The sequence below is a fragment of the Halomonas alkalisoli genome, assembly GCF_021412585.1.
Taxonomy (GTDB): domain Bacteria; phylum Pseudomonadota; class Gammaproteobacteria; order Pseudomonadales; family Halomonadaceae; genus Halomonas; species Halomonas alkalisoli.
In genome coordinates, this window is the sequence record NZ_JAKCMI010000042.1 from 1 (window position 1) to 18,670 (window position 18,670).

Genomic DNA, 18,670 nt, shown 5'->3' on the forward strand with positions numbered 1-18,670 from the left:
TGCAGCAGCTCGAACGCCTCGTTGATCTTCTCGAACGGCATCTCGTGGGTGATGAACTCGTCGATCTTGAGCTCGCCATCCATGTAGCGCTGCACGTAGCCGGGCAGCTCGCTGCGGCCCTTCACCCCGCCGAAGGCAGAGCCCTTCCACACCCGGCCTGTCACCAGCTGGAACGGCCGCGTCGAGATCTCCTCGCCGGCCCCGGCCACGCCGATGATCACCGACTCGCCCCAGCCCTTGTGGCAGCACTCCAGCGCCTGGCGCATCACGTTGACGTTGCCGATGCACTCGAAGGAGTAGTCGACCCCACCGTCGGTCAGGTCGACGATCACCTGCTGGATCGGATCGCTGTGCTCCTTGGGATTGACGAAGTCGGTGGCACCGAACTGGCGCGCCAGCTCGAACTTGTCCGGGTTGACGTCGATGGCGATGATGCGGCTGGCCTTGGCCATCTGCGCCCCCTGGATCACCGCCAGGCCGATGGCACCGAGGCCGAACACGGCAACGGTGGAGCCCGGCTCCACCTTGGCGGTGTTGAGTACCGCGCCGATGCCGGTGGTCACGCCGCAGCCGAGCAGGCAGATCTTGTCCAGCGGCGCTTCCTTGGACACCTTGGCCAGCGACACCTCGGGCAGCACGGTGTATTCGCTGAAGGTGGAGCAGCCCATGTAGTGGTGCAGCATCTTGCCGTCCAGTGAGAAGCGCGAGGTGCCGTCGGGCATCAGCCCCTGGCCCTGGGTGGCGCGTACCGCCTGGCACAGGTTGGTCTTGCCGGAAAGGCAGAACTTGCACTTGCCGCACTCGGCGGTATAGAGGGGGATGACATGATCGCCGGGCTTGAGGCTGGTGACGCCGGGGCCGACTTCCTCGACGACCCCGGCGCCCTCGTGGCCCAGCACCGAGGGGAAGAGGCCTTCGGGGTCGGCGCCGGAGAGGGTGAAGGCGTCGGTATGACAGACGCTGGTGGCAGCGATACGCACCAGCACCTCGCCGGCCTTCGGTCCCTCGACGTCGATCTCGACCAGCTCCAGCGGCTTGCCGGCGGCCAGGGCGATGGCAGCGCGTGATTTCATGCAGATGACCTCTTTCGTTGGCGGTATTTCCATCAATTAGTCTAGGCAACGCGACATCTTGGGATAAAGTGCATCAAACTCACAACATTATTGTTGATGAACAACAATCTCTGCGGGAGGTGCCCATGCAACGCTGGGACAGGATCGAAGCCTTCATCGAGGTGGTTCGCCTAGGGACCTTTGCCGCCGCAGCCCGGCATCTCAAGGTCTCCAACTCTCACGTCAGTCGTCTCGTCAGCCAGTTGGAGAATCAACTGGGCACCACCCTACTCTATCGCACCACTCGCCAGATTCGCCTTACCGACGCAGGCGCCCTCTATTATGAACATTGCCGTCACCTGTTCGATGGCTTCCGCGAGGCAGAGGCGGCCATCAACGACCTTGAAGCACTGCCTCGGGGCGTGCTCAAGCTGACCTCGGCGACCACCTTCGGCGAGCGCTTCATCGCTCCGCTGGTCAACGATTTCCTGAAGCTGCACCCCCAGCTCCATGTGCGCATGCACTTCACGAATCGCCAGGTCGATATCATCGATGAAGGTTATGACATCGCCATCCGCATGGGCACGCTAAAGGATTCGACCCTGATCGCCAGACGGCTCTGCGAACGACACGAGTACTTGGTCGGCTCGCCGGAATACTTCACCCGGGTGCCACAGCCCCATACGCTGTCGGAACTCTCCAGCCACAGTTGCCTGGTCGGCTCACGCGACCACTGGCGCTTCGATGTCGAGGGCGTGCGTCGAGAGGTGCGTGTCGAAGGCGCCTGGGAAGCCAACTCGGGACCAGCCCTGCTCGATGCTGCCCTGAAGGGGCTGGGGCTGGCCCAACTGCCCGATTACTACGTCGATTCCTACCTGGCCAGCGGCGAACTGATCTCGGTGCTGGAGCCCTACCAGCACGACGATACCGCGGTCTGGGCCGTCTACCCACGTCATCGTCACCGCTCACCCAAGGTACGCCAGTTCATCGACTATCTCGTCGCGCATATCGAAGAGCAGCTACCGGTACGCCGATCCTACCCTCATTAACGCCATGGTCGGGGCTGCCAATCCATGGCGGACATTCACGGCAGAAGCGCTCCACCGAGTTGGCAAAAAGGGGCAAAGTGCCATAGCTTTAGGTAATCAGTTTCAAGTGGTCGACCCTGGCCTTTCGCGGTTTTCCCGCTCGAGGTCTTATTTGAGTTTGAGGTCATCGATGAAGAACAAGACTGCCTCCCGACGCTCTTCGCTGGCCGCCACCATGGCGACGCTTGCCCTGACGCTGCTTGCCACCGCCTCCGCCCAGGCCAACGACTACCCCACCGAGGCGCGTGTCGACTACGTGCTGGGCTGCATGGCCGCCAACGGCAACAACTACCTGACCATGCAGAAATGCTCCTGCAGCATCGACGTGATCGCCGAACACCTCCCCTACGACACCTACGAGCAGGTCGAGACGGTCATGAGCATGCAGGACCAGCGTGGCGAGCTCGGCGTACTGTTCCGCACCGAACGCGGTATGCAGGATCAGCTGCAGGCGCTGCGCCAGGCCCAGGCCGACGCCAACCTGCGCTGCTTCTAGAGCGGATGGTGCGCCGCCTCGTTTCGCCATTCAGGCATCCCGTTGCCTGGCTACTGCTGGCCGCCGGGCTCACCTCGCCGGCCATGGCAGGGAGCCCCGGGGATCACGCCCAGGGGGAGCGCCTGTTCCGCGCCCAGTGCGTCGGCTGTCACAGCTTGGCACCGGGCGAGCATCTGGCCGGCCCCAGCCTGCACGACCTGATCGGCCGCCCCGCCGGCGGCATCACCGGCTTCGACTACTCCCCCGTACTCGATGATGCCGACTTCGTCTGGAACGCCGAAACCCTCGACGCCTTCCTCGCCGCGCCCGACGACTTCCTGCCCGGCACCCGCATGGTGTTGTGGGGGCTCGACGAGCGCTCGCGCCAGCGCATCATCGACTACCTGGAAAGCCTCGCCGAGCCCTGATGGTCAGCCGCCACCCCCGCCCTTGCGGGCCATCATGCCCCGCGAGGGGTTATAACCCAGTATCGCCAGCGCCAGCAGCACCAGCGCCACCGCCACGCTGACCAGGACGGCATCGCCATTGAAGCGCTCGTACATGGCAAAGCGAATCATCTCCACCGCATGGGTGAAGGGGTTGAGCGCGGCGATCTGATAGACCAGGTAACTACCTTCGCGGATGCGCCACAGCGGATAAAGCGCCGACGAGAGGAAGAACATCGGGAAGATGACGAAGTTCATCACGCCGGCGAAATTCTCCAGTTGGCGAATGAAGGAGGAGAGCAGCAGCCCCAGGGCGCCAACCATGAAGCCGGTGACCAGCAGCGCCGGCAGCAGGTACACGTAGCCCATCAGGGGAGCCTGGATACCGTAGGCCCAGGCGATGGCCAGGAAGACGTAGACCTGCACCACCGACACCAGGGTGCTGGCCAGCAGCTTGCAGATCAGCAGATACCAGCGCGGGAAGGGACTCACCAGCAGCACCCGCATGCTGCCCATCTCGCGGTCGTAGACCATGGACAGCGAGCTCTGCATGCCGTTGAAGAGCTGGATCATGCCCACCAGCCCCGGCACGATGTAGACCTCATAGAGAATGTAGGTCTGGTAGGGCTCGGTCATGGCAACGCCCAGCGCCATGCGAAAGCCGGTGGCAAACACGAACAGCCACACCAATGGCCGCACCAGGGCGGCGATGAACCGGCTACGCTGATGCAGGAATCGCAGCAGCTCGCGCCCCACCACGCCGCGCAGGCAGTGCAGCCAGGGTGTCAATCGCATATGATCTCCCCGGCCCCGACCAGGCGGTCGAAGGCCTCGCCCAGGGTGGCGACGCCGAGCCGGGTGGTGAGCGTCTCCGCATTGCCGTCGGCCAGCAGCCGTCCACGATGCAACACCAGCACCCGGTCGCCGGGGCGTACCTCATCGATCAGGTGGGTCGCCCACAGCACCGCCACACCCTCCTCGACGCACAGCCGGTGAGCGTGCTCGACCAGCTCACGGCGCGAGGCGATATCCAGCCCCACGGTGGGCTCGTCGAGCAGCAGCAGGCGCGGCGAGTGCATCAGTCCCCGGGCGATCTCCACCCGCCGTCGCTGGCCGCCGGAGAGCCGACGCACCCGGGTGCGATGCTGATCGGATAGCCCTACGCGCTTGAGCTGCAGCTCGGCTTGCCGACGGGCCTCACGTGGCCCCATGCCGTGCAGTGCGCCATGGTAGGCAAGGTTCTGGACCACGCTGAGGTCCAGGTCCAGGGTCGGCTGCTGGAACACCACGCCGATCCGGGCATGGGCCTGCACCGCCTGGCCGCGCACATCGAAACCGCCGATACGGATCTCGCCCCGGCGGCGGTCGTGCAGCCGGGTGATCAGCGAGAACAGCGTGGTCTTGCCGGCGCCGTTGGGGCCCAGCAGCACGACGAACTCCCCGGCCTCGATGGCCAGGGAAACCGACTCCAGAACCCCTTTCCCACCGTAGGAAAAGTCCAGGTCGCGCACCTCCAGGGCAGGCGTCAACGGCTCCAGAGGTGCGTCACCGGCTTGCTCGGAAGAGACCCTCACGGCTCGACGATCACCCCCCAGGGGAAGCGCCCCACCGGGATCGAGCGCACCGCCCGCAGACCGTCGACTTCGATCATGGTGACATCGCCACTGACCCCGTTGGTGGTATAGAGCCGGCTCTCGTCGCCGTTGAGCGCCAGGTGCCAGACCCGCTGCCCCACGAGGATATAGTCGAGCACCTCATAGGTCTGCTGGTCCACCACCGCCACCCGGTTGGAGGGCCCCAGGGCCACGAAGGCGTAACGGCCGTCGGAGGTCAGGGCGACCCCCACTGCCTGAACGGTTTCCCGGGGCACCCCCGGCACGTCGAAGCGGATGGTGTGCTTGACGTCGAAGGTCTCCTCCATGTCGAGGATCGATACCGTGCCGGCGATCTCCGCCGAGACCCAGGCTTCGCGCCCGTCGTGGGTGAACTCGACGTGCCGCGGCCGGGCCCCCACCAGGCGATGATGGACCGCCTCCATGGTCTCGGTGTCGATGATGTGCGCCATGTTGGAGGTCTCGGTGGTGGAGACCAGCCAGCGCCCGTCGGGGCTGATCCCCAGCCCCTCGGGCTCGACCCCCACCGGGATCTCGGTGACCAGGGTGCGGGCCTCGTAGTCGAGCACCGAGACGATGTTGTCGTCCTCGTTGGAGACATAGATATAGGGCCGGTTGGGATCGACGCGGATCACCTCGGGATCGTCGCCGGAGGCCTGGCTCCGCACCACCTGCAGCGTTTCCAGGTCGATCATGTCGATGGCCTCGTCGTCGCCCACCGCCACGAACAGTTCGCTGCCATCGCTGCTGAAGGCCATGGAGCGCGGCCGGCGCCCGACACTGATGGTCTCCACCACCTCGAGGGTGGCGCCATCGATCACCGAGATGGTGTTGTCCTTCTCGTTGGAGACGAAGATCCGCTCGGCCTGAGCGGCCAGGGGTAGCGCCAGCAGGCCGCCTAATGCCAGCCCGAGCAGGGCATGTCTGGTGACGGGGCTCCAGCCCCGAGGAGTCAGAATCGACATTGGGATTCCCCCTCATCAGCGCCGAGTGCATCGAGCGGCGTGCGTGGATGCAGGTAGCCCTCCTGGGGCGAGACCGACGCCACCATGCGCGGGCCGGTGACCAGGATCGGCTGGCGCAGCTGGTGGTTCCAGGTGCGGTAGCTGACCGGTAGGCCCAGGTAGCCGGCGAGCTCGAACTCCTCGCCGAGCATATAGTCGATGACCGCATCCCGGTCGACCGAACCGGTACGCGCCGCGGCTTCGCCCAACGATCGCACCGCCAGCCAGGCAGCGAAGTCGCGGGGCGTCATCCAGCGGTCGGCGAGCTTCTCGAAGCGCCGCTGCAGCTGGACCGCCCCCCAGGACTCGTGGGCACGGTGCCAGGGCGTGGCGACCAGCCCCTGGGTGCCCACCACCGGGCGTGGCGCCCAGGTCTGGTAGGGGAAATATTCGCCGAAGTAGTCGGTCTCGTCGGCGATCACCAGCACGTCATGCTCGGGCAGGTCCTGCACGAACACCGGGATCTCGCGCTGGATGGCGTGAAACCCACCCTCGGCACGTCGCGCCAGTGGGTCGTGGGGCCACATCTTGTCGCCCACGATGCGGTGGCCGTAGCGCTCCGCCGCGGCGCGCAGGGTCTCGGCCAGGATCCGGTCCTCGTCGGTATTGCCGTAGACCAGCGCCCAGCGGTCCCACTGCTTGTAGCCGAGGAACTGGGCCAGGGCATCGGCCAGCATCCGCCGGCTCGGCGTGGTGTGATAGAGATTGGGGTGGCAGGACTCCCCGCGCAGGACATCGTCCGGCGCTCCGGCGTTGAACACCACCCGGTCACCCAGGGCGGGATGCGCCATCACCTCCAGCAGCGCCTCGGCGGGCAGGCCGCTGACGATCCAGTCGGCGCCCTGGTCGATCAGGCTCTGCAGCGCCTCGCCCACCTCTCCACCCTGGGGAACTTCCGCCTCATGCAGCACGAACTCCTGATCGAGAAACTGGGCCGTGGCGTTATTGTCGTTGATGCCGAGCCGAGCCCCCTGCAGCCCCTCGTCGTCGAGCACCGGGTCGAGCACCGAGAGCGGCTCCCGGTCGTCGGGGCGCTCCATGCCCAGGTAGCCCAGGGTGATGGTGGCCAGCGAATCGGCCGGCACGATGGCCGGCCAGGCCAGGCCAATGGCGACCCCGCCGGCGGTGAGCCAGCGAAGGGAACGGGACAGGACCGTCATGCATGCTCCTCAGGCAGTCGTACTGCCGCTGTTGTTATCATCTTGCTGTCGATGTTTCATCGTGCTCACGGCAGGCGCTCCATTATCATCCGCGTCATACGGCTGAGCTTTTCCTCCAGCAGGTAGGGTTGTTCACACATGGCCGGCAGCGCCTGCTGGCGCATCTGGAAGGTGCGCTGCTCCCAGAACAGGTCTTCCGACAGGCGTTCGATCTCCGCCTCGTCAGCCTCCCCCCCGCTGCGCTGCGCCTCCAGCTCGTCGACCATGTCCGAGATAACATCGAGTCGGGCCACCTGGGCACGGGAGGCGCGCCGTATGCTGTCGATGGTGCGCCGCCGCTCGCGGTTGGTGAGTTCGAAGAGGCCGGAGAACAGCAGCGTGAGACGCTCTTCGGCCTCGTCGTCCTCCACCGAGGCGACGAAGTCGCGAACTCGCTCAAAAGCTTCGCCTTCGGGGGTGGCCCGCGCAGTGGCGAAACGCACCACGCGACCGATTTCCTCGTCGTCCCACCACTGCCGTTCCAGCTCGTCCAGCGGAGGGCCGGCCCAGATGGTACCCCAGGCCATGTCGGGGATAAGCCGCTGGACACAGGGCCAGTCGGGTGGCCCTGCCGCCGCCCGCTGTGCCTGGACATGGGCCACACTGCCCAATGCCATCAACGCGCCGAAGCCCAGCGCCAGGAGAGTAGCGCGAAACGGTGTCGCAGCCAGGCGCCTCATGACTCCCCCTCATCGTCCGGCACGATCAACTGGCCACGGCGATCGAGCAGCGGCACCCGGTATTCTCTCAGAATGGCGTGGATCTCCTCCTGATGGCGGTCGATGAAGTCATTGATCCAATCCTTCCAGTGAGGCTCACCGCGGCGGATGCCCATGGTGATGCGGTAATCCAGTCGGGCGCCCGAGGTATCGTCGACCAGTGGCAGGACACGCAACGGCGGCTCCTGGCGGGAGGCGTAATAGCCGGCCAGCGGACCCCAAAGCACGGCCCCGTCGGTATTCCCGGCGGCCACATCCTCGACGGCATCACGCACCGGTGCCCGCACCCGGGTATCCACCATCAGCGGATACCCCACCACCACGGCCCCGGTACGACGCAGCGCCACCATCGGCGGGGTTTCCGCCACCACGCCCAGACGCAGGCCCTGCAGCGAGGGATCCTCCAGGCTGGTCGCCTCGATCCCGGATGCCTCGGGCACCACCAGTGCATAGATGGAGCGGTAGTATTCGTTGGTGTTCTGTACGAATTCGTAGCCGGCAACGGCGCCGATCATCACATCGCAGACGCGCAACTCGAGGGTATTGCGCACGAAGCCCATGACCTGGGGCGCCCAGACATAGGCGAGCGGCACGCCCATGTCCTCGGCCATCAGCTCGGCGATACGGTTCTCGAAACCCTCTCCGGCTTCGTTGCTGAACGGCATGTTATTACCGTCCATGCACACCCTCAGGGCCTCGCGGTCCTGGCGCTCCGGTGGGTTCGCCACGGCGGTTCCGATATCCAGGGCCAGCACACCCCATAGCAACAATAGGCAAATGGCACCTCTCATTTACCCTCCCACTCGTGCGTGATGAGCCACTGGATCACTCCTCTTCTTCGATGTTCGCTTCGTCGGAATCGGTCTCCGTCTTCTCCTGTGTCTGGTCTTTTCGACTGCGATCTTTGGGTTCCACGCCCTCTTGCTGATCCAGGTCTTCCTGCTCGGTCTTCTCCTGCTCTGTTTTCTCTGGCTCTGCTTCCTCCTGCATCGATTCAATGATCCGAGGCCGGCCGCGCCCCAGGCCACCCTCTCCGCGCGCACGCAGATAGCTGAAAAGATTAGGGATATTGCCCATCACATAGGGGTCGTCGGCAAAAGAGGGCATCACCTGGCCCGGCTGAACTTCACGCCCGGCGGCAATGGTACCGGCAAAGTTCTCCCAGCCGCGGCGCTCTACGGCACGAATCAAGTTGGGGGCAAAGGAGGAGCCCAAACCATCCGGCCCGTGACACGCCGCACAGGCGCGGGTGTATACGAGATAGCCCTCGTAGGTGCCGGGATCCACCATGCCATCTTCGACGACGAAGGCCCCCGTTCCCTCACCCTCGATGCGATGCTCGTCGGCCATGGCCTGGGTCGCCAGGCCAATCATGGGCAGCAGCATGAATACAACGCCCAACTGGCCAACTCGTGACAAAGCATTCTTCGATACCATCATGCAGCGCTTCCTTCTGGATGCCACAGGAACTCCTCGCATTGTCGCGCGGGCGCTCCTGAAAAGAGCTGGTAAAGGGCACGGGTGTTAAACCCGTGCCCACCTCTTGCAACAGGTAACCGGCTCAGTCCGGAAGGGCGAAGACCGTCAGGACGCCGCCGAGTTTGGTGTAGTCGCCAAGAGCGGAGAACACACCCACTGCACCCAGGCCCTCTTCGGGATCCTCGAGGCCTGCCGCCAGCCCGATACCGGCCCAGCCACCGACCCCGGAGAGCACGGCCACGTACTGCTTGCCCTCATGCTGGAAGGTATTGACGTTGCCGATAATTCCCGAGGGCGTCTTGAAGCGCCACAGCTCCTCGCCGTTCTCGATATCCACCGCCTTCACGTGGCCCTCGAGGGTACCGTAGAAGGCCAGGTCACCGGCTGTCGCCAGCGCGCCGCTCCATACGGCGAAGCGCTCCTCGACTTCCCACACGGTTTCGCCAGCTACGGGATCCCAGGCGATGAAGCTGCCCAGGCGACCTTCCATGCCGCCGTTCTCGGAGGGAGCCGGCATCATGGTCAGGGTGGCGCCCACATAGGGCTGGCCTGCCACGTAATCGGTCTCGTAGGGCTCATAGTTCATGCAGATCCGATTGATGCCGGCATAGATCAGGCCGGTCCTCGGCGAGTAGGCGCTGGGTTGCATGTTCTTGGCGCCCATGGCGGTAGGACAGATGTCGGTGGTATTGACGTCCACCCCCTGGCGGAAGGTGCTGTACTCCTCGTTGACATTGGGGCGGCCGGTTTCCATATCGTAGCTGTCGGCCCAGTTGGTTTCCGGTGCGAATTTCTCGGCCACCAGCAGCTCACCGCTTTCACGGTCCAGCAGGAAACCGAAGCCGGTACGATCGATGATCGCCAGCCCCTTGCGCTGCTCACCCTCGAACTCGACATCGATCAGCTGATTCTCGTTGACACCATCGTAATCCCACTCGTCGAAGGGCACCTTCTGGTAGACCCACTTGACCTCGCCGTTATTGGGATCACGGGCAAAGACGGTAATGGCCCACTTGTTGTCGGCCGGCTCACCATCCACAGCGCGCTGGTCGGGGTTCCAGGTTCCAGGGTTGCCGGTGCCATAGTAGATCAGGTCGAGGTCGGGATCGTAGGTGATCCAGCCCCAGGGGGCGCCGCCTCCACGCTCCCACTCGCCCTCGGGCCAGGTGGAAACGCCCAGGTCGGACTCACCGATGGGTTCACCCATCATCGTCGTGGTTTCCGGGTCGATCAGCACCTCGTCATCCGGTCCGGTGGAGTAGCCACGCCACACCTGCTCACCGGTCTCCACGTCGTAGGCGGTCATATGGCCACGGATGCCGTACTCCCCGCCGCTGATGCCGATGATCACCTTATCGTGCACCACCAGGGGCGACATGGTGTTGGTCTCGCCAACGGTGTGGTCGCCGTTACTGACATCCCACAGCAGCTCGCCACTTTCGGCATCCAGGGCGATCAATGTGTTGTCGGCCTGGCCCAGGAAGAGGCGGCCGTCGGCATAGGCCAGCCCGCGGTTGACGGTATCGCAGCACATGACCGGGATTACCCGTGAATCCTGGTCCGGCTCGTAGCTCCAGACCACGCGCCCTTCGTCTTCCAGGTCAAGCGCGAACACCTTGTTGGGGAAGGGGGTGTGAATGTATAGCCTGCCGTCGCCGACGTAGAGGGGGCCGCCTTCGTGGCCGCGCAGCACGCCGGTGGAGAACTGCCAGACCGAGCGCAGCTCATTGACGTTATCGCGGTTGATTTGATCCAATTCGCTGAAGCGGTTGCCTTGATAGTTACCCAGCTGGGTGGCCCAATATTCCGGGTTCTGCTGGAGTTCGAGTTGATTCTCGTTGGCGTAAGCCAACGAAGCGGCCATCAACCCGGTGGCCGTCATTGCATAACCGATCTCCCGAAGCATGGCGTCATCTCCGTGATACTGAATAGTGTGCCTGGGGAAACGGCACATCTCGTTGTGGTTGTGGTTGGTGCAGCTGTCGTCTCGTTTCGGTCATTGACACTAAAAAGGTCTAGCACAACTTCCGGTAACACCGGCCCGCTCAGCGGCGATTTACACGCTACCCACAGTCAAAAGACTATTGCCTCCCAGCAACGATCTGCCTTTATCCCTGCTGCAGCCTGGTTTCTTCAAGCAAAACGGGAAGTCGTCAGCGTCCATAGCGGTGTTTTTCAAAGGAGATAGACTTTAGTCGAAAGGTAGAACGCCCAACAGATGCTTAACTAGTAGGGTACGTCTGACACTCACCAATCCGTGGAGGATCGTTTATGTGGACCAAGCCTGCCTATACCGACCTGCGTCTGGGCTTCGAGGTCACGCTGTATATCTCCAACCGCTGAACTCCCTATTGTTGAACTCCCCATTGATGCAGGACCTGTCTGGCTGATGCTCCCCGGTGGGGCATCGGCCTTTTATGGTTGCGCCATGGTTGTTGCACGATGATTGTCGCGCGATGCAGGAGATCGAAATGCATGTACTGATACTGGGCGCCGCAGCGGGCGGAGGCTTTCCCCAATGGAACTGCAACTGCCGGCTGTGCCGTGGCGTTCGCGATGGCAGTGTCGAGGCCACGCCGCGCACCCAGTCGTCGATCGCGCTCAGCAGCGATGGCGAGCGCTGGCTGCTGTGCAACGCCTCGCCGGATATTCGTGCCCAGCTCTCCAACAACCCCGAGCTGCACCCCAGGAAGATCCCTCGCGACAGCGGTATCACCGGCGTCCTGCTGATGGACGGACAGATCGATCATGCCACCGGCCTGCTGTCGCTGCGCGAAGGCTGCCCCTTCGATGTCTGGTGCACGCCCAACGTGCATCAGGACCTTAGCGGCGGCTTCCCCCTGTTCCGCATGCTGGAACATTGGCAGGGTGGGCTGAACTGGCGGCCCATCGGCATCGATGACGACCACCTGGAAGCAGAGTTCGAAGTGCCCGACTGCCCTGGGCTGAGCTTCACGGCCGTGGCTCTGACCAGTAACGCCCCGCCCTACTCGCCACGTCGCGGCGCCCCGACCCCGGGTGACAATATCGGCCTGCTGATCGAGGACCGCCGGCGGGGTACGCAACTCTTCTACGCGCCAGGGCTCGGCGAACTGGATGACCGGGTACGAAACTTTCTCGGTCGTGCCGACTGCGTGCTGGTCGACGGCACCCTGTGGCATGACGATGAGCTGATTCGCGCCGGTGTCGGCCAGGCCACCGGTGCCGACATGGGACACCTGGCGCTGGCCGGGGAACGGGGCCTGTTGAGCGAGCTGGCTACCCTGCCGCAAACCACGCGCCGGGTGCTGATCCATATCAACAATACCAACCCGATCCTCGACGAACGTTCCCAGGAGCGTGCCGCCCTGGCCCGGGCGGGCGTCGAGGTGGCCTTCGACGGTATGCGCCTGGAGGTATGAACCCCCAGGAGAAGCCATCGTCTCAACCATGAGAGGTCAATGCCGCATTAGGCTGGAAGGGAATCGCCATGCAGCGCGATGGAATCGGCCATGACTACGCACTACGATAGCTGGAAGAAAAGGGAGCCTCGCCATGTCAGTTTTCACGTCACCACTGGCCAGCGTCACGGGAGAGGCCATGAGTCCCACGCGCTTCCGCGAGGCCCTGCTGGCCAAGGGCGCCTACTACCATATTCACCACCCCTACCAGATGGACATGGCCGAAGGGCGGGCCACGCCCGAACAGCTGAGGGGCTGGGTTGCCAACCGCTTCTATTATCAGGTCAACATCCCCCAGAAGGATGCCGCCCTGCTGGCCAACTGCCCCGATGCCGCCACCCGGCGGCGCTGGATACAGCGCCTGCTCGATCATGACGGCCACGAGGACGACGGCGGCGGCATCGAGGCCTGGCTGACGCTGGGCGAAGCGGTGGGCCTGAGCCGGGACGAACTCTGGTCCCAGGAGCACGTGCTGCCAGGCGTACGCTTCGCCGTGGATGCCTACGTCAACTTCGTGCGCCGTGCCGACTGGCGCGAGGCGGCGATCTCCTCGCTGACGGAGCTGTTCGCCCCGGAAGCCCATCGCAGCCGCCTGGCCACCTGGCCGACCCACTACCCCTGGATCGACGAGGCGGGCTATGGCTATTTCCGCAAGCGGCTGACGGAGGCACGACGCGACGTGGAGCATGGCCTGGAGGTGGCCCTGGCGGTCTGCACCACCCGGCAGACACAGGAACGCGCCCTGGAGATACTGCAATTCAAGCTCGACGTGCTGTGGTCGATGCTCGACGCCATGAGCATGGCCTACCAGCTAGGAAGGCCGCCCTACCACACCGTCACCGACCAGCGCGTCTATCACCGGGGGCTGACATGACCACCACTGACACCGGCATGAAAGGAAGCACCGTCTATCGCCTGCGTCCCGGCTGGCGCCTGCAGTGGGAGGAAGCCCAGGGTCGCCATGTGCTGCTCTATCCCGAGGGCATGGTGCAGCTCAACGACAGCGCCGGTGCCATACTCGCCACGCTGGACGGCCAGCGCGACGTGGATGCCGTGGTGGCAACCCTGCAGGCGACATTCCCCGATGCCCCCGCCACGGAGGTCGAGCAGGACGTGCATGAGTTCCTGCTCGATGCCGCCCGACAAGGCTGGATCCACCATGACTGACCATACCGACACCGCTGCCGCGAACCAGCCGCTGAACGGCCACACCGGGGCCCCGCTGTGGCTACTCGCCGAGCTGACCTATCGCTGCCCGCTGCAGTGCGCCTACTGCTCCAACCCGCTGGACTTCGCCAACGCCAAGGAAGAACTCACCACCGACGAATGGGTCGATGTGCTGACCCAGGCCCGGGCCATGGGTTCGGTGCAGATGGGTTTCTCGGGCGGCGAGCCGCTGGTGCGACAGGATCTCGAGATACTGGTGGCCGAGGCCCGTCGGCTCGGCTTCTACACCAATCTGATCACCTCCGCACTGGGGCTCGACGAAGCGCGCATCCTGGCCCTGCGCGAGGCCGGTCTCGACCATATCCAGATCAGTCTGCAGGCCTCCGACCCCGATGTCGCCGCGGCGGTGGCCGGATCGCGCAAGGCCCATGAGAAGAAGCTGACCATGGCCCGGGCGGTCAAGGCTGCCGGCTACCCGATGGTGCTCAACGTGGTGCTCCACCGCCACAATATCGACCAGCTCGACGACATCATTGCCCTGTGCGACGACCTGGGGGCCGATGCCGTGGAGCTCGCCAACTGCCAGCTCTACGGCTGGGCGCACCTCAACCGTGCGGGGCTGCTGCCAAGCCGCGCCCAGCTCGAGGCCGCTGAGGCCACCACCCAACGCTGGCGAGAGAAACTGGCGCATCAGGGCCGCGACATGCGCCTGCTGTTCGTGGTGCCCGACTATTACGCCGAACGCCCCAAGGCCTGCATGGGGGGCTGGGGATCGATCTTCATGACCGTGGCGCCGGACGGCGCGGTGCTGCCCTGCCACAGTGCCCGCATGCTGCCGATGCGCTTTCCTACGGTCCGCGAGCGGCCGCTGAAGGAGATCTGGTACGACAGCGAACCGTTCAATCGCTACCGCGGCGATGGCTGGATGAAGGAGCCCTGCCGCAGCTGCGACGAGCGTCACCGGGACGTGGGCGGCTGCCGCTGCCAGGCCTACCTGCTCACCGGGGACCCGGCGGCCACCGATCCGGTCTGCGACCTCTCGCCGGATCATCATCTGGTCGAAGCGGCACGTCGTGAAGCGGCCGACGACAGCCGCACACTGGAGGAACTGACGCTGCGCAACGTTCATGAGTCGCGGATCTTCTGCCGGGCATGAGCGCATCGACGTCCACCGAGACTATCGATGCGGCACGGCGCGAGGGGTTGCCATCGGGTAGCCGACTGCAGGGCGTGCGCCTGGCCAACGGCCTGCACGTGCTTGCAGCGGAAGTACCCGACGCCCGACGACTACGGCTTGTCGGCGCTGTGGGCGCCGGCTACCTGGACGAGCCAATGGCCTATCGTGGCCTGGCCCACCTGCTCGAACATGCGCTCTTTCTCGGGTCTGGCGGCTTTCCCGGCGTAAGCGAGCTGAGCCGGTGGGTCGGCCACCTGGGCGGTCGCTATAACGCCTGTACCGGTGAGACCACCACCGACATTCACCTGCACCTGCCACCGGAGGCCGCCGAAGAAGGGCTTGCCCGCCTGGTCGACCTCCTGGGTCGTCCCCTGCTGCTGCCCGAACGTATCGCCCACGAAGTCGGCGTGCTCGATGCCGAATACCGCGCCCGGCTGGCCGACCCTGCACTGCATCGCCTGGCCGCCCTGGGGCGGCTCTGTCGACCCGGGCATCCGGCCCGGGCCTGCCATGCCGGCAACCGCGACACGCTGGGACAGGATCCCGAGCGACTGGTAGGCCACTTGCAGGACTTCCACCGGCGGCACTACCGTCCCGAACGCATGGCCCTGGTAATGCTCGCCCCCCTGCCGCTCGAGGCCCAGCTCGAACTGCTGACGCACCATGGCCATGAGCTGGGTGCATCCGCCGCCTCGCCAAGCCCCGGTGCGAGCGAGGCCCAGGCCAGTCGCTGGGGTGAGCCGGGTGGCATCGCCTGGTGCCCGCCGGAAACCATCGTCGGCTCCCCCGCCGCGACCCTGGAACTGTTCTGGCCGCTGCCCGGCGACCTGGCCAGGGCGCATGCCGAATGGCTCGACGCCCTGGTGGCACGACTGGCCGATGGCGCCTTGGCCGCCACCCTGCAGTCGGCGTTCGGTCTCGAAGCACTCGATGTTTCGCTATCTACACCGGGAACCGGGCACGCCCTGGGCATTCGACTCGGCTTCTCTGAGTTGAAGCCTCGCCACGGTGATGGCCCCCCTCTCTCAACCCTGCTTGCCACCTGCCATGGGAGCCTGGAGCGTGCACTTCAACAGCCCATGCCACCCCCTCCCCGGGTCACGGGCGATCTCGACGCCTGGCCCAGGCGCCAGGCACAGCGACTGGCCTCGCAAGCAAGGCACCCCGAGGTGGTTGATGCCATGGCCTCCCGCACCGCCCTCGCTGCCTGGTTGACGCCCGGGCAGTGCCGATGGCTCTGGTACTGCCCGTCGCAGGAAAGCCTTTCGGACACTGCCTGGGAAATCCTCGAGGAGACGGGCACGCTCTACCGGATGCTGCCTTCGCCAGACACAGACACAGACACTACCCAGGTATCGGCCCTATCCCCGCGCCCCGCACCCCGGATCGCGCTGGAGCCCTCGCCTGAGACTGGCTCGGATACCGACGTGCCGGGACGTTTGCACCATGACAAGCGTCTCGCTCTCTGGTGGGGCCCGCTGATATGGCCGGACAGTGATGAGCCCGAAGCAAGCTGGTGCCTGAGCTGGCCCGCGGAGTCGACAGGGCACCGGGCCCGACTCGCCCAATGGCAACGCCACTGCCTGCCACTGCGCCAGGCCACCGAGGCGCATGGCCTGACCCTGCTGACCGGCAGCGACCCTCGGGGAGACTGGCTGCTGGCTTCGGGCGAACCCGGCCGACTCCCCTCCCTCGTGGAACAGGCCATGAAGCACTGGCTGGCGGCCCGGCGAGACGCCCCATCGGGAGCGGCCCAGCCGGCGGAGGGGCTGATCGCCCAGCGCCTGCTGTGCGAACTGGAATCATGCCCCGCACCCCACATTCCCCGCCCTGCGCCTCGCAGCGATATCGCCGAACCTGCGTCCACCCTGCTGTGCTGGGCCGGGGGGAGCCTCGATGCCGAAACGGCAAGACAGCACGCCCACCGCTTCGCCGACCTGCTGCCGAATACGCCACCACCGCATGCCACCCCGCCCGACACCGGCGAGTGGGAGACCGTCTGGCTCACGTCCCAGGGCGCGGACCAGGCAGCGATGCTGGAAGTCGCCGGTCATGACGACACCCCACGCAGCCGTTTCCTGCTGCAGTTGATGGCACAGTGCCATGACGCCGCCTTCCAGCATGCGATGAGACAGCGTCACGGATTCGGCTATGTGGCCGCGGTACGCTACCGGGAGGCCGCCGGCTGGCCACGGCTCGGCTACGTGGTGCAGTCTCCCCACGCCTCGGTGGAAACCGTTCGCCTGGCCATTGAGGACTTCCTCCAGGATCAGGGGGTATCGCTCGCTCGCCTGGAAACCACCGAGTTCCGTCAGCGGCTCGACCGCCTGGCCGCCAGTCAGGGACGGCCCGAAACCCGCCTTGAAGGCATCCAGCGTACCTGGCAGGCGCTTCGCCAGCGGTCGGCGGATGGCTTTGATCCGGGCAGCGCTCGCTGGCGACCGCCACCCTGGGAGGAGGAGCAGGAAGTGCTGGCTTCGCTCGCAGCCAGCGATCTCGCCGCCCTCGCCGACGCGCTGGTCATGTCCGGCCTCCCGCACCGCTGGTGGCTTCACTCCCCCCGGTAAGTCATCCCTGCCCCGCCATGCAATGTTGCCGGTGTGCAACGCACTTATGCCTCTGTAACACAATCATGTCACCGGGGCTCACCTAGACTGACATCAGCACCGCCTGACCCTGACCATACGCTCGGCATGCAATGACAACCCGGCAAGAACAACAAGGCGGGAGGAATCCTTATGAAATCACGCGCTGCCATCGCCCTGGCCGCCGGCAAGCCGCTGGAGCTGGTCGAGATCGACGTCGAGGGACCGAAGGCCGGCGAGGTGCTGGTGCGTATCGCTGCCACCAGCGTCTGTCATACCGACGCCTTCACCCTCTCCGGCGCCGACCCCGAAGGCCTCTTCCCCTCGGTGCTGGGCCACGAGGGCGCCGGGGTCGTCGAGGAAGTCGGCCCCGGCGTCACCAGCCTCAAGCCCGGCGATCATGTCATCCCCCTCTATACCGCCGAGTGCGGCAAGTGCAAGTTCTGCCTTTCCGGCAAGACCAACCTGTGCCAGGCGGTACGCGCCACCCAGGGCCAGGGGCTGATGCCCGACGGCACCTCGCGCTTCTCACTGGACGGCAAGATGCTGCACCACTACATGGGCTGCTCCACCTTCAGCGAATACACCGTGCTGCCCGAGGTGTCGCTGGCCAAGGTGTCCAAGGAAGCGCCGCTGGACAAGATCTGCCTGCTCGGCTGCGGCGTGACCACCGGCATCGGCGCGGTACTCAACACCGCCAAGGTGGAGCCGGGCTCCACCGTTGCCGTGTTCGGCCTCGGTGCCATCGGCCTGGCGGTGATCCAGGGGGCGCAGATGGCCAAGGCCAGCCGCATCATCGCCATCGACGTCAACCCGGACAAGTTCGAGCTGGCGCGCCAGTTCGGTGCCACCGACTTCGTCAATCCCAAGGAGCACAGCGATCCGATCCAGCAGGTGATCGTCGACCTGACCGACGGTGGGGTCGACTACTCCTTCGAGTGCATCGGCAACGTCAACGTGATGCGCCAGGCGCTGGAGTGCTGCCACAAGGGCTGGGGCGAGTCGGTGATCATCGGCGTGGCCGGGGCCGGCGAGGAGATCTCGACGCGGCCGTTCCAGCTGGTGACAGGCCGGGTGTGGAAGGGCTCTGCCTTCGGCGGGGTGAAGGGCCGCAGCGAGCTGCCCGGCTACGTGCAGCGCTACATGGATGGCGAGCTCAAGATCGACGAGTTCATCACCCACGAGATGCCGTTCGAGAAGATCAACGAGGCGTTCGAGCTGCTGCA

19 protein-coding genes are annotated in these 18,670 nt (G+C 65.3%); 10 read left to right on the forward strand and 9 right to left on the reverse strand.

Annotation, left to right across the window (positions count from 1 at the left end; translation table 11 throughout):
• On the reverse strand, positions 1-1,073 hold a 1,073-nt coding region (locus LY622_RS19795), incomplete at its 3' end, for an S-(hydroxymethyl)glutathione dehydrogenase/class III alcohol dehydrogenase (protein WP_234292459.1).
• 125 nt (positions 1,074-1,198) lie between these two features.
• On the opposite strand from LY622_RS19795, the gene LY622_RS19800 reads away from it, so the two are divergent.
• The 3 genes from LY622_RS19800 to LY622_RS19810 all read left to right on the forward strand — a co-directional run bounded on the left by LY622_RS19800 (position 1,199) and on the right by LY622_RS19810 (position 3,043).
• Positions 1,199-2,101, forward strand: coding sequence for a LysR substrate-binding domain-containing protein (locus tag LY622_RS19800; protein ID WP_234292460.1), 903 nt, complete (start codon positions 1,199-1,201; stop codon positions 2,099-2,101).
• Between the two features lie 169 nt (positions 2,102-2,270).
• Positions 2,271-2,636 carry a hypothetical protein gene (locus LY622_RS19805; protein ID WP_234292461.1) on the forward strand — a complete coding sequence of 122 codons (366 nt, stop codon included), beginning with the start codon at positions 2,271-2,273 and terminating at the stop codon, positions 2,634-2,636.
• Between the two features lie 8 nt (positions 2,637-2,644).
• Positions 2,645-3,043 carry a c-type cytochrome gene (locus LY622_RS19810; protein WP_234292462.1) on the forward strand — a complete coding sequence of 133 codons (399 nt, stop codon included), beginning with the start codon at positions 2,645-2,647 and terminating at the stop codon, positions 3,041-3,043.
• Positions 3,044-3,046: 3 nt separating this feature from the next.
• Here the strand turns inward: LY622_RS19810 and LY622_RS19815 are convergent, their stop codons facing one another.
• The 8 genes from LY622_RS19815 to LY622_RS19850 all read right to left on the reverse strand — a co-directional run bounded on the left by LY622_RS19815 (position 3,047) and on the right by LY622_RS19850 (position 10,981).
• Entirely contained in the window at positions 3,047-3,856 is an 810-nt protein-coding gene (locus LY622_RS19815) for an ABC transporter permease (RefSeq protein ID WP_234292463.1), read from the reverse strand.
• Positions 3,847-4,635 carry an ABC transporter ATP-binding protein gene (locus tag LY622_RS19820; protein WP_234292464.1) on the reverse strand — a complete coding sequence of 263 codons (789 nt, stop codon included), beginning with the start codon at positions 4,633-4,635 and terminating at the stop codon, positions 3,847-3,849. Before LY622_RS19820 ends, LY622_RS19815 begins: the two co-directional genes overlap by 10 nt.
• Complete coding sequence (locus LY622_RS19825; RefSeq protein ID WP_234292465.1) at positions 4,632-5,639, reverse strand: PQQ-dependent catabolism-associated beta-propeller protein; 1,008 nt, start codon at positions 5,637-5,639, stop codon at positions 4,632-4,634. Before LY622_RS19825 ends, LY622_RS19820 begins: the two co-directional genes overlap by 4 nt.
• The gene (locus LY622_RS19830; protein ID WP_234292466.1) at positions 5,627-6,838 is read right to left on the reverse strand and encodes an ABC transporter substrate-binding protein; all 1,212 of its coding nucleotides are present in this window, start codon (positions 6,836-6,838) and stop codon (positions 5,627-5,629) included. Before LY622_RS19830 ends, LY622_RS19825 begins: the two co-directional genes overlap by 13 nt.
• Before the next feature lie 65 nt (positions 6,839-6,903).
• Positions 6,904-7,557 (reverse strand): hypothetical protein, encoded by a 654-nt coding sequence (locus LY622_RS19835; RefSeq protein ID WP_234292467.1) that lies wholly within the window; start codon positions 7,555-7,557, stop codon positions 6,904-6,906.
• Positions 7,554-8,387 carry a quinoprotein dehydrogenase-associated putative ABC transporter substrate-binding protein gene (locus tag LY622_RS19840; RefSeq protein WP_234292468.1) on the reverse strand — a complete coding sequence of 278 codons (834 nt, stop codon included), beginning with the start codon at positions 8,385-8,387 and terminating at the stop codon, positions 7,554-7,556. Before LY622_RS19840 ends, LY622_RS19835 begins: the two co-directional genes overlap by 4 nt.
• A 34-nt stretch (positions 8,388-8,421) precedes the next feature.
• Positions 8,422-9,036: a c-type cytochrome gene (locus LY622_RS19845; protein ID WP_234292469.1), complete on the reverse strand. Its 615-nt coding sequence runs from the start codon at positions 9,034-9,036 to the stop codon at positions 8,422-8,424.
• A 121-nt stretch (positions 9,037-9,157) separates the two neighbouring features.
• Entirely contained in the window at positions 9,158-10,981 is a 1,824-nt protein-coding gene (locus LY622_RS19850; protein WP_234292470.1) for a methanol/ethanol family PQQ-dependent dehydrogenase, read from the reverse strand.
• A gap of 365 nt (positions 10,982-11,346) precedes the next feature.
• On the opposite strand from LY622_RS19850, the gene pqqA reads away from it, so the two are divergent.
• The 7 genes from pqqA to LY622_RS19885 all read left to right on the forward strand — a co-directional run.
• Positions 11,347-11,418: a pyrroloquinoline quinone precursor peptide PqqA gene (pqqA, locus tag LY622_RS19855; RefSeq protein WP_081786101.1), complete on the forward strand. Its 72-nt coding sequence runs from the start codon at positions 11,347-11,349 to the stop codon at positions 11,416-11,418.
• A gap of 128 nt (positions 11,419-11,546) precedes the next feature.
• Entirely contained in the window at positions 11,547-12,476 is a 930-nt protein-coding gene (gene pqqB, locus LY622_RS19860; protein WP_234292471.1) for a pyrroloquinoline quinone biosynthesis protein PqqB, read from the forward strand.
• A 133-nt stretch (positions 12,477-12,609) separates the two neighbouring features.
• Positions 12,610-13,389 (forward strand): pyrroloquinoline-quinone synthase PqqC, encoded by a 780-nt coding sequence (gene pqqC, locus LY622_RS19865; RefSeq protein ID WP_234292472.1) that lies wholly within the window; start codon positions 12,610-12,612, stop codon positions 13,387-13,389.
• A complete protein-coding gene (pqqD, locus tag LY622_RS19870; RefSeq protein WP_234292473.1) occupies positions 13,386-13,682 on the forward strand; it encodes a pyrroloquinoline quinone biosynthesis peptide chaperone PqqD in 297 nt (98 codons plus the stop codon). Before pqqC ends, pqqD begins: the two co-directional genes overlap by 4 nt.
• Positions 13,675-14,838, forward strand: a complete 1,164-nt coding sequence (gene pqqE, locus LY622_RS19875; RefSeq protein ID WP_234292474.1) for a pyrroloquinoline quinone biosynthesis protein PqqE — start codon at positions 13,675-13,677, stop codon at positions 14,836-14,838. The genes pqqD and pqqE overlap by 8 nt, the downstream gene beginning before the upstream one ends.
• On the forward strand, positions 14,835-17,426 hold the full coding sequence (locus tag LY622_RS19880; RefSeq protein ID WP_234292475.1) for an insulinase family protein: 2,592 nt from the start codon (positions 14,835-14,837) through the stop codon (positions 17,424-17,426). The genes pqqE and LY622_RS19880 overlap by 4 nt, the downstream gene beginning before the upstream one ends.
• 171 nt (positions 17,427-17,597) lie before the next feature.
• Positions 17,598-18,670 (forward strand): S-(hydroxymethyl)glutathione dehydrogenase/class III alcohol dehydrogenase (locus LY622_RS19885; protein WP_234292459.1); only part of this gene is annotated, 1,073 nt, incomplete at its 3' end.

Coding starts and splice junctions, on each gene's coding strand:
- LY622_RS19850 (WP_234292470.1), bottom strand. CDS start 10,981: ATGCTTCGGGAGATCGGTTATGCAATGACGGCCACCGGGTTGATGGCC.
- pqqC (WP_234292472.1), top strand. CDS start 12,610: ATGTCAGTTTTCACGTCACCACTGGCCAGCGTCACGGGAGAGGCCATG.
- LY622_RS19830 (WP_234292466.1), bottom strand. CDS start 6,838: ATGACGGTCCTGTCCCGTTCCCTTCGCTGGCTCACCGCCGGCGGGGTC.
- LY622_RS19815 (WP_234292463.1), bottom strand. CDS start 3,856: ATGCGATTGACACCCTGGCTGCACTGCCTGCGCGGCGTGGTGGGGCGC.
- LY622_RS19805 (WP_234292461.1), top strand. CDS start 2,271: ATGAAGAACAAGACTGCCTCCCGACGCTCTTCGCTGGCCGCCACCATG.
- pqqB (WP_234292471.1), top strand. CDS start 11,547: ATGCATGTACTGATACTGGGCGCCGCAGCGGGCGGAGGCTTTCCCCAA.
- pqqD (WP_234292473.1), top strand. CDS start 13,386: ATGACCACCACTGACACCGGCATGAAAGGAAGCACCGTCTATCGCCTG.
- LY622_RS19825 (WP_234292465.1), bottom strand. CDS start 5,639: ATGTCGATTCTGACTCCTCGGGGCTGGAGCCCCGTCACCAGACATGCC.
- pqqE (WP_234292474.1), top strand. CDS start 13,675: ATGACTGACCATACCGACACCGCTGCCGCGAACCAGCCGCTGAACGGC.
- LY622_RS19835 (WP_234292467.1), bottom strand. CDS start 7,557: ATGAGGCGCCTGGCTGCGACACCGTTTCGCGCTACTCTCCTGGCGCTG.
- LY622_RS19840 (WP_234292468.1), bottom strand. CDS start 8,387: ATGAGAGGTGCCATTTGCCTATTGTTGCTATGGGGTGTGCTGGCCCTG.
- LY622_RS19845 (WP_234292469.1), bottom strand. CDS start 9,036: ATGATGGTATCGAAGAATGCTTTGTCACGAGTTGGCCAGTTGGGCGTT.
- LY622_RS19800 (WP_234292460.1), top strand. CDS start 1,199: ATGCAACGCTGGGACAGGATCGAAGCCTTCATCGAGGTGGTTCGCCTA.
- LY622_RS19880 (WP_234292475.1), top strand. CDS start 14,835: ATGAGCGCATCGACGTCCACCGAGACTATCGATGCGGCACGGCGCGAG.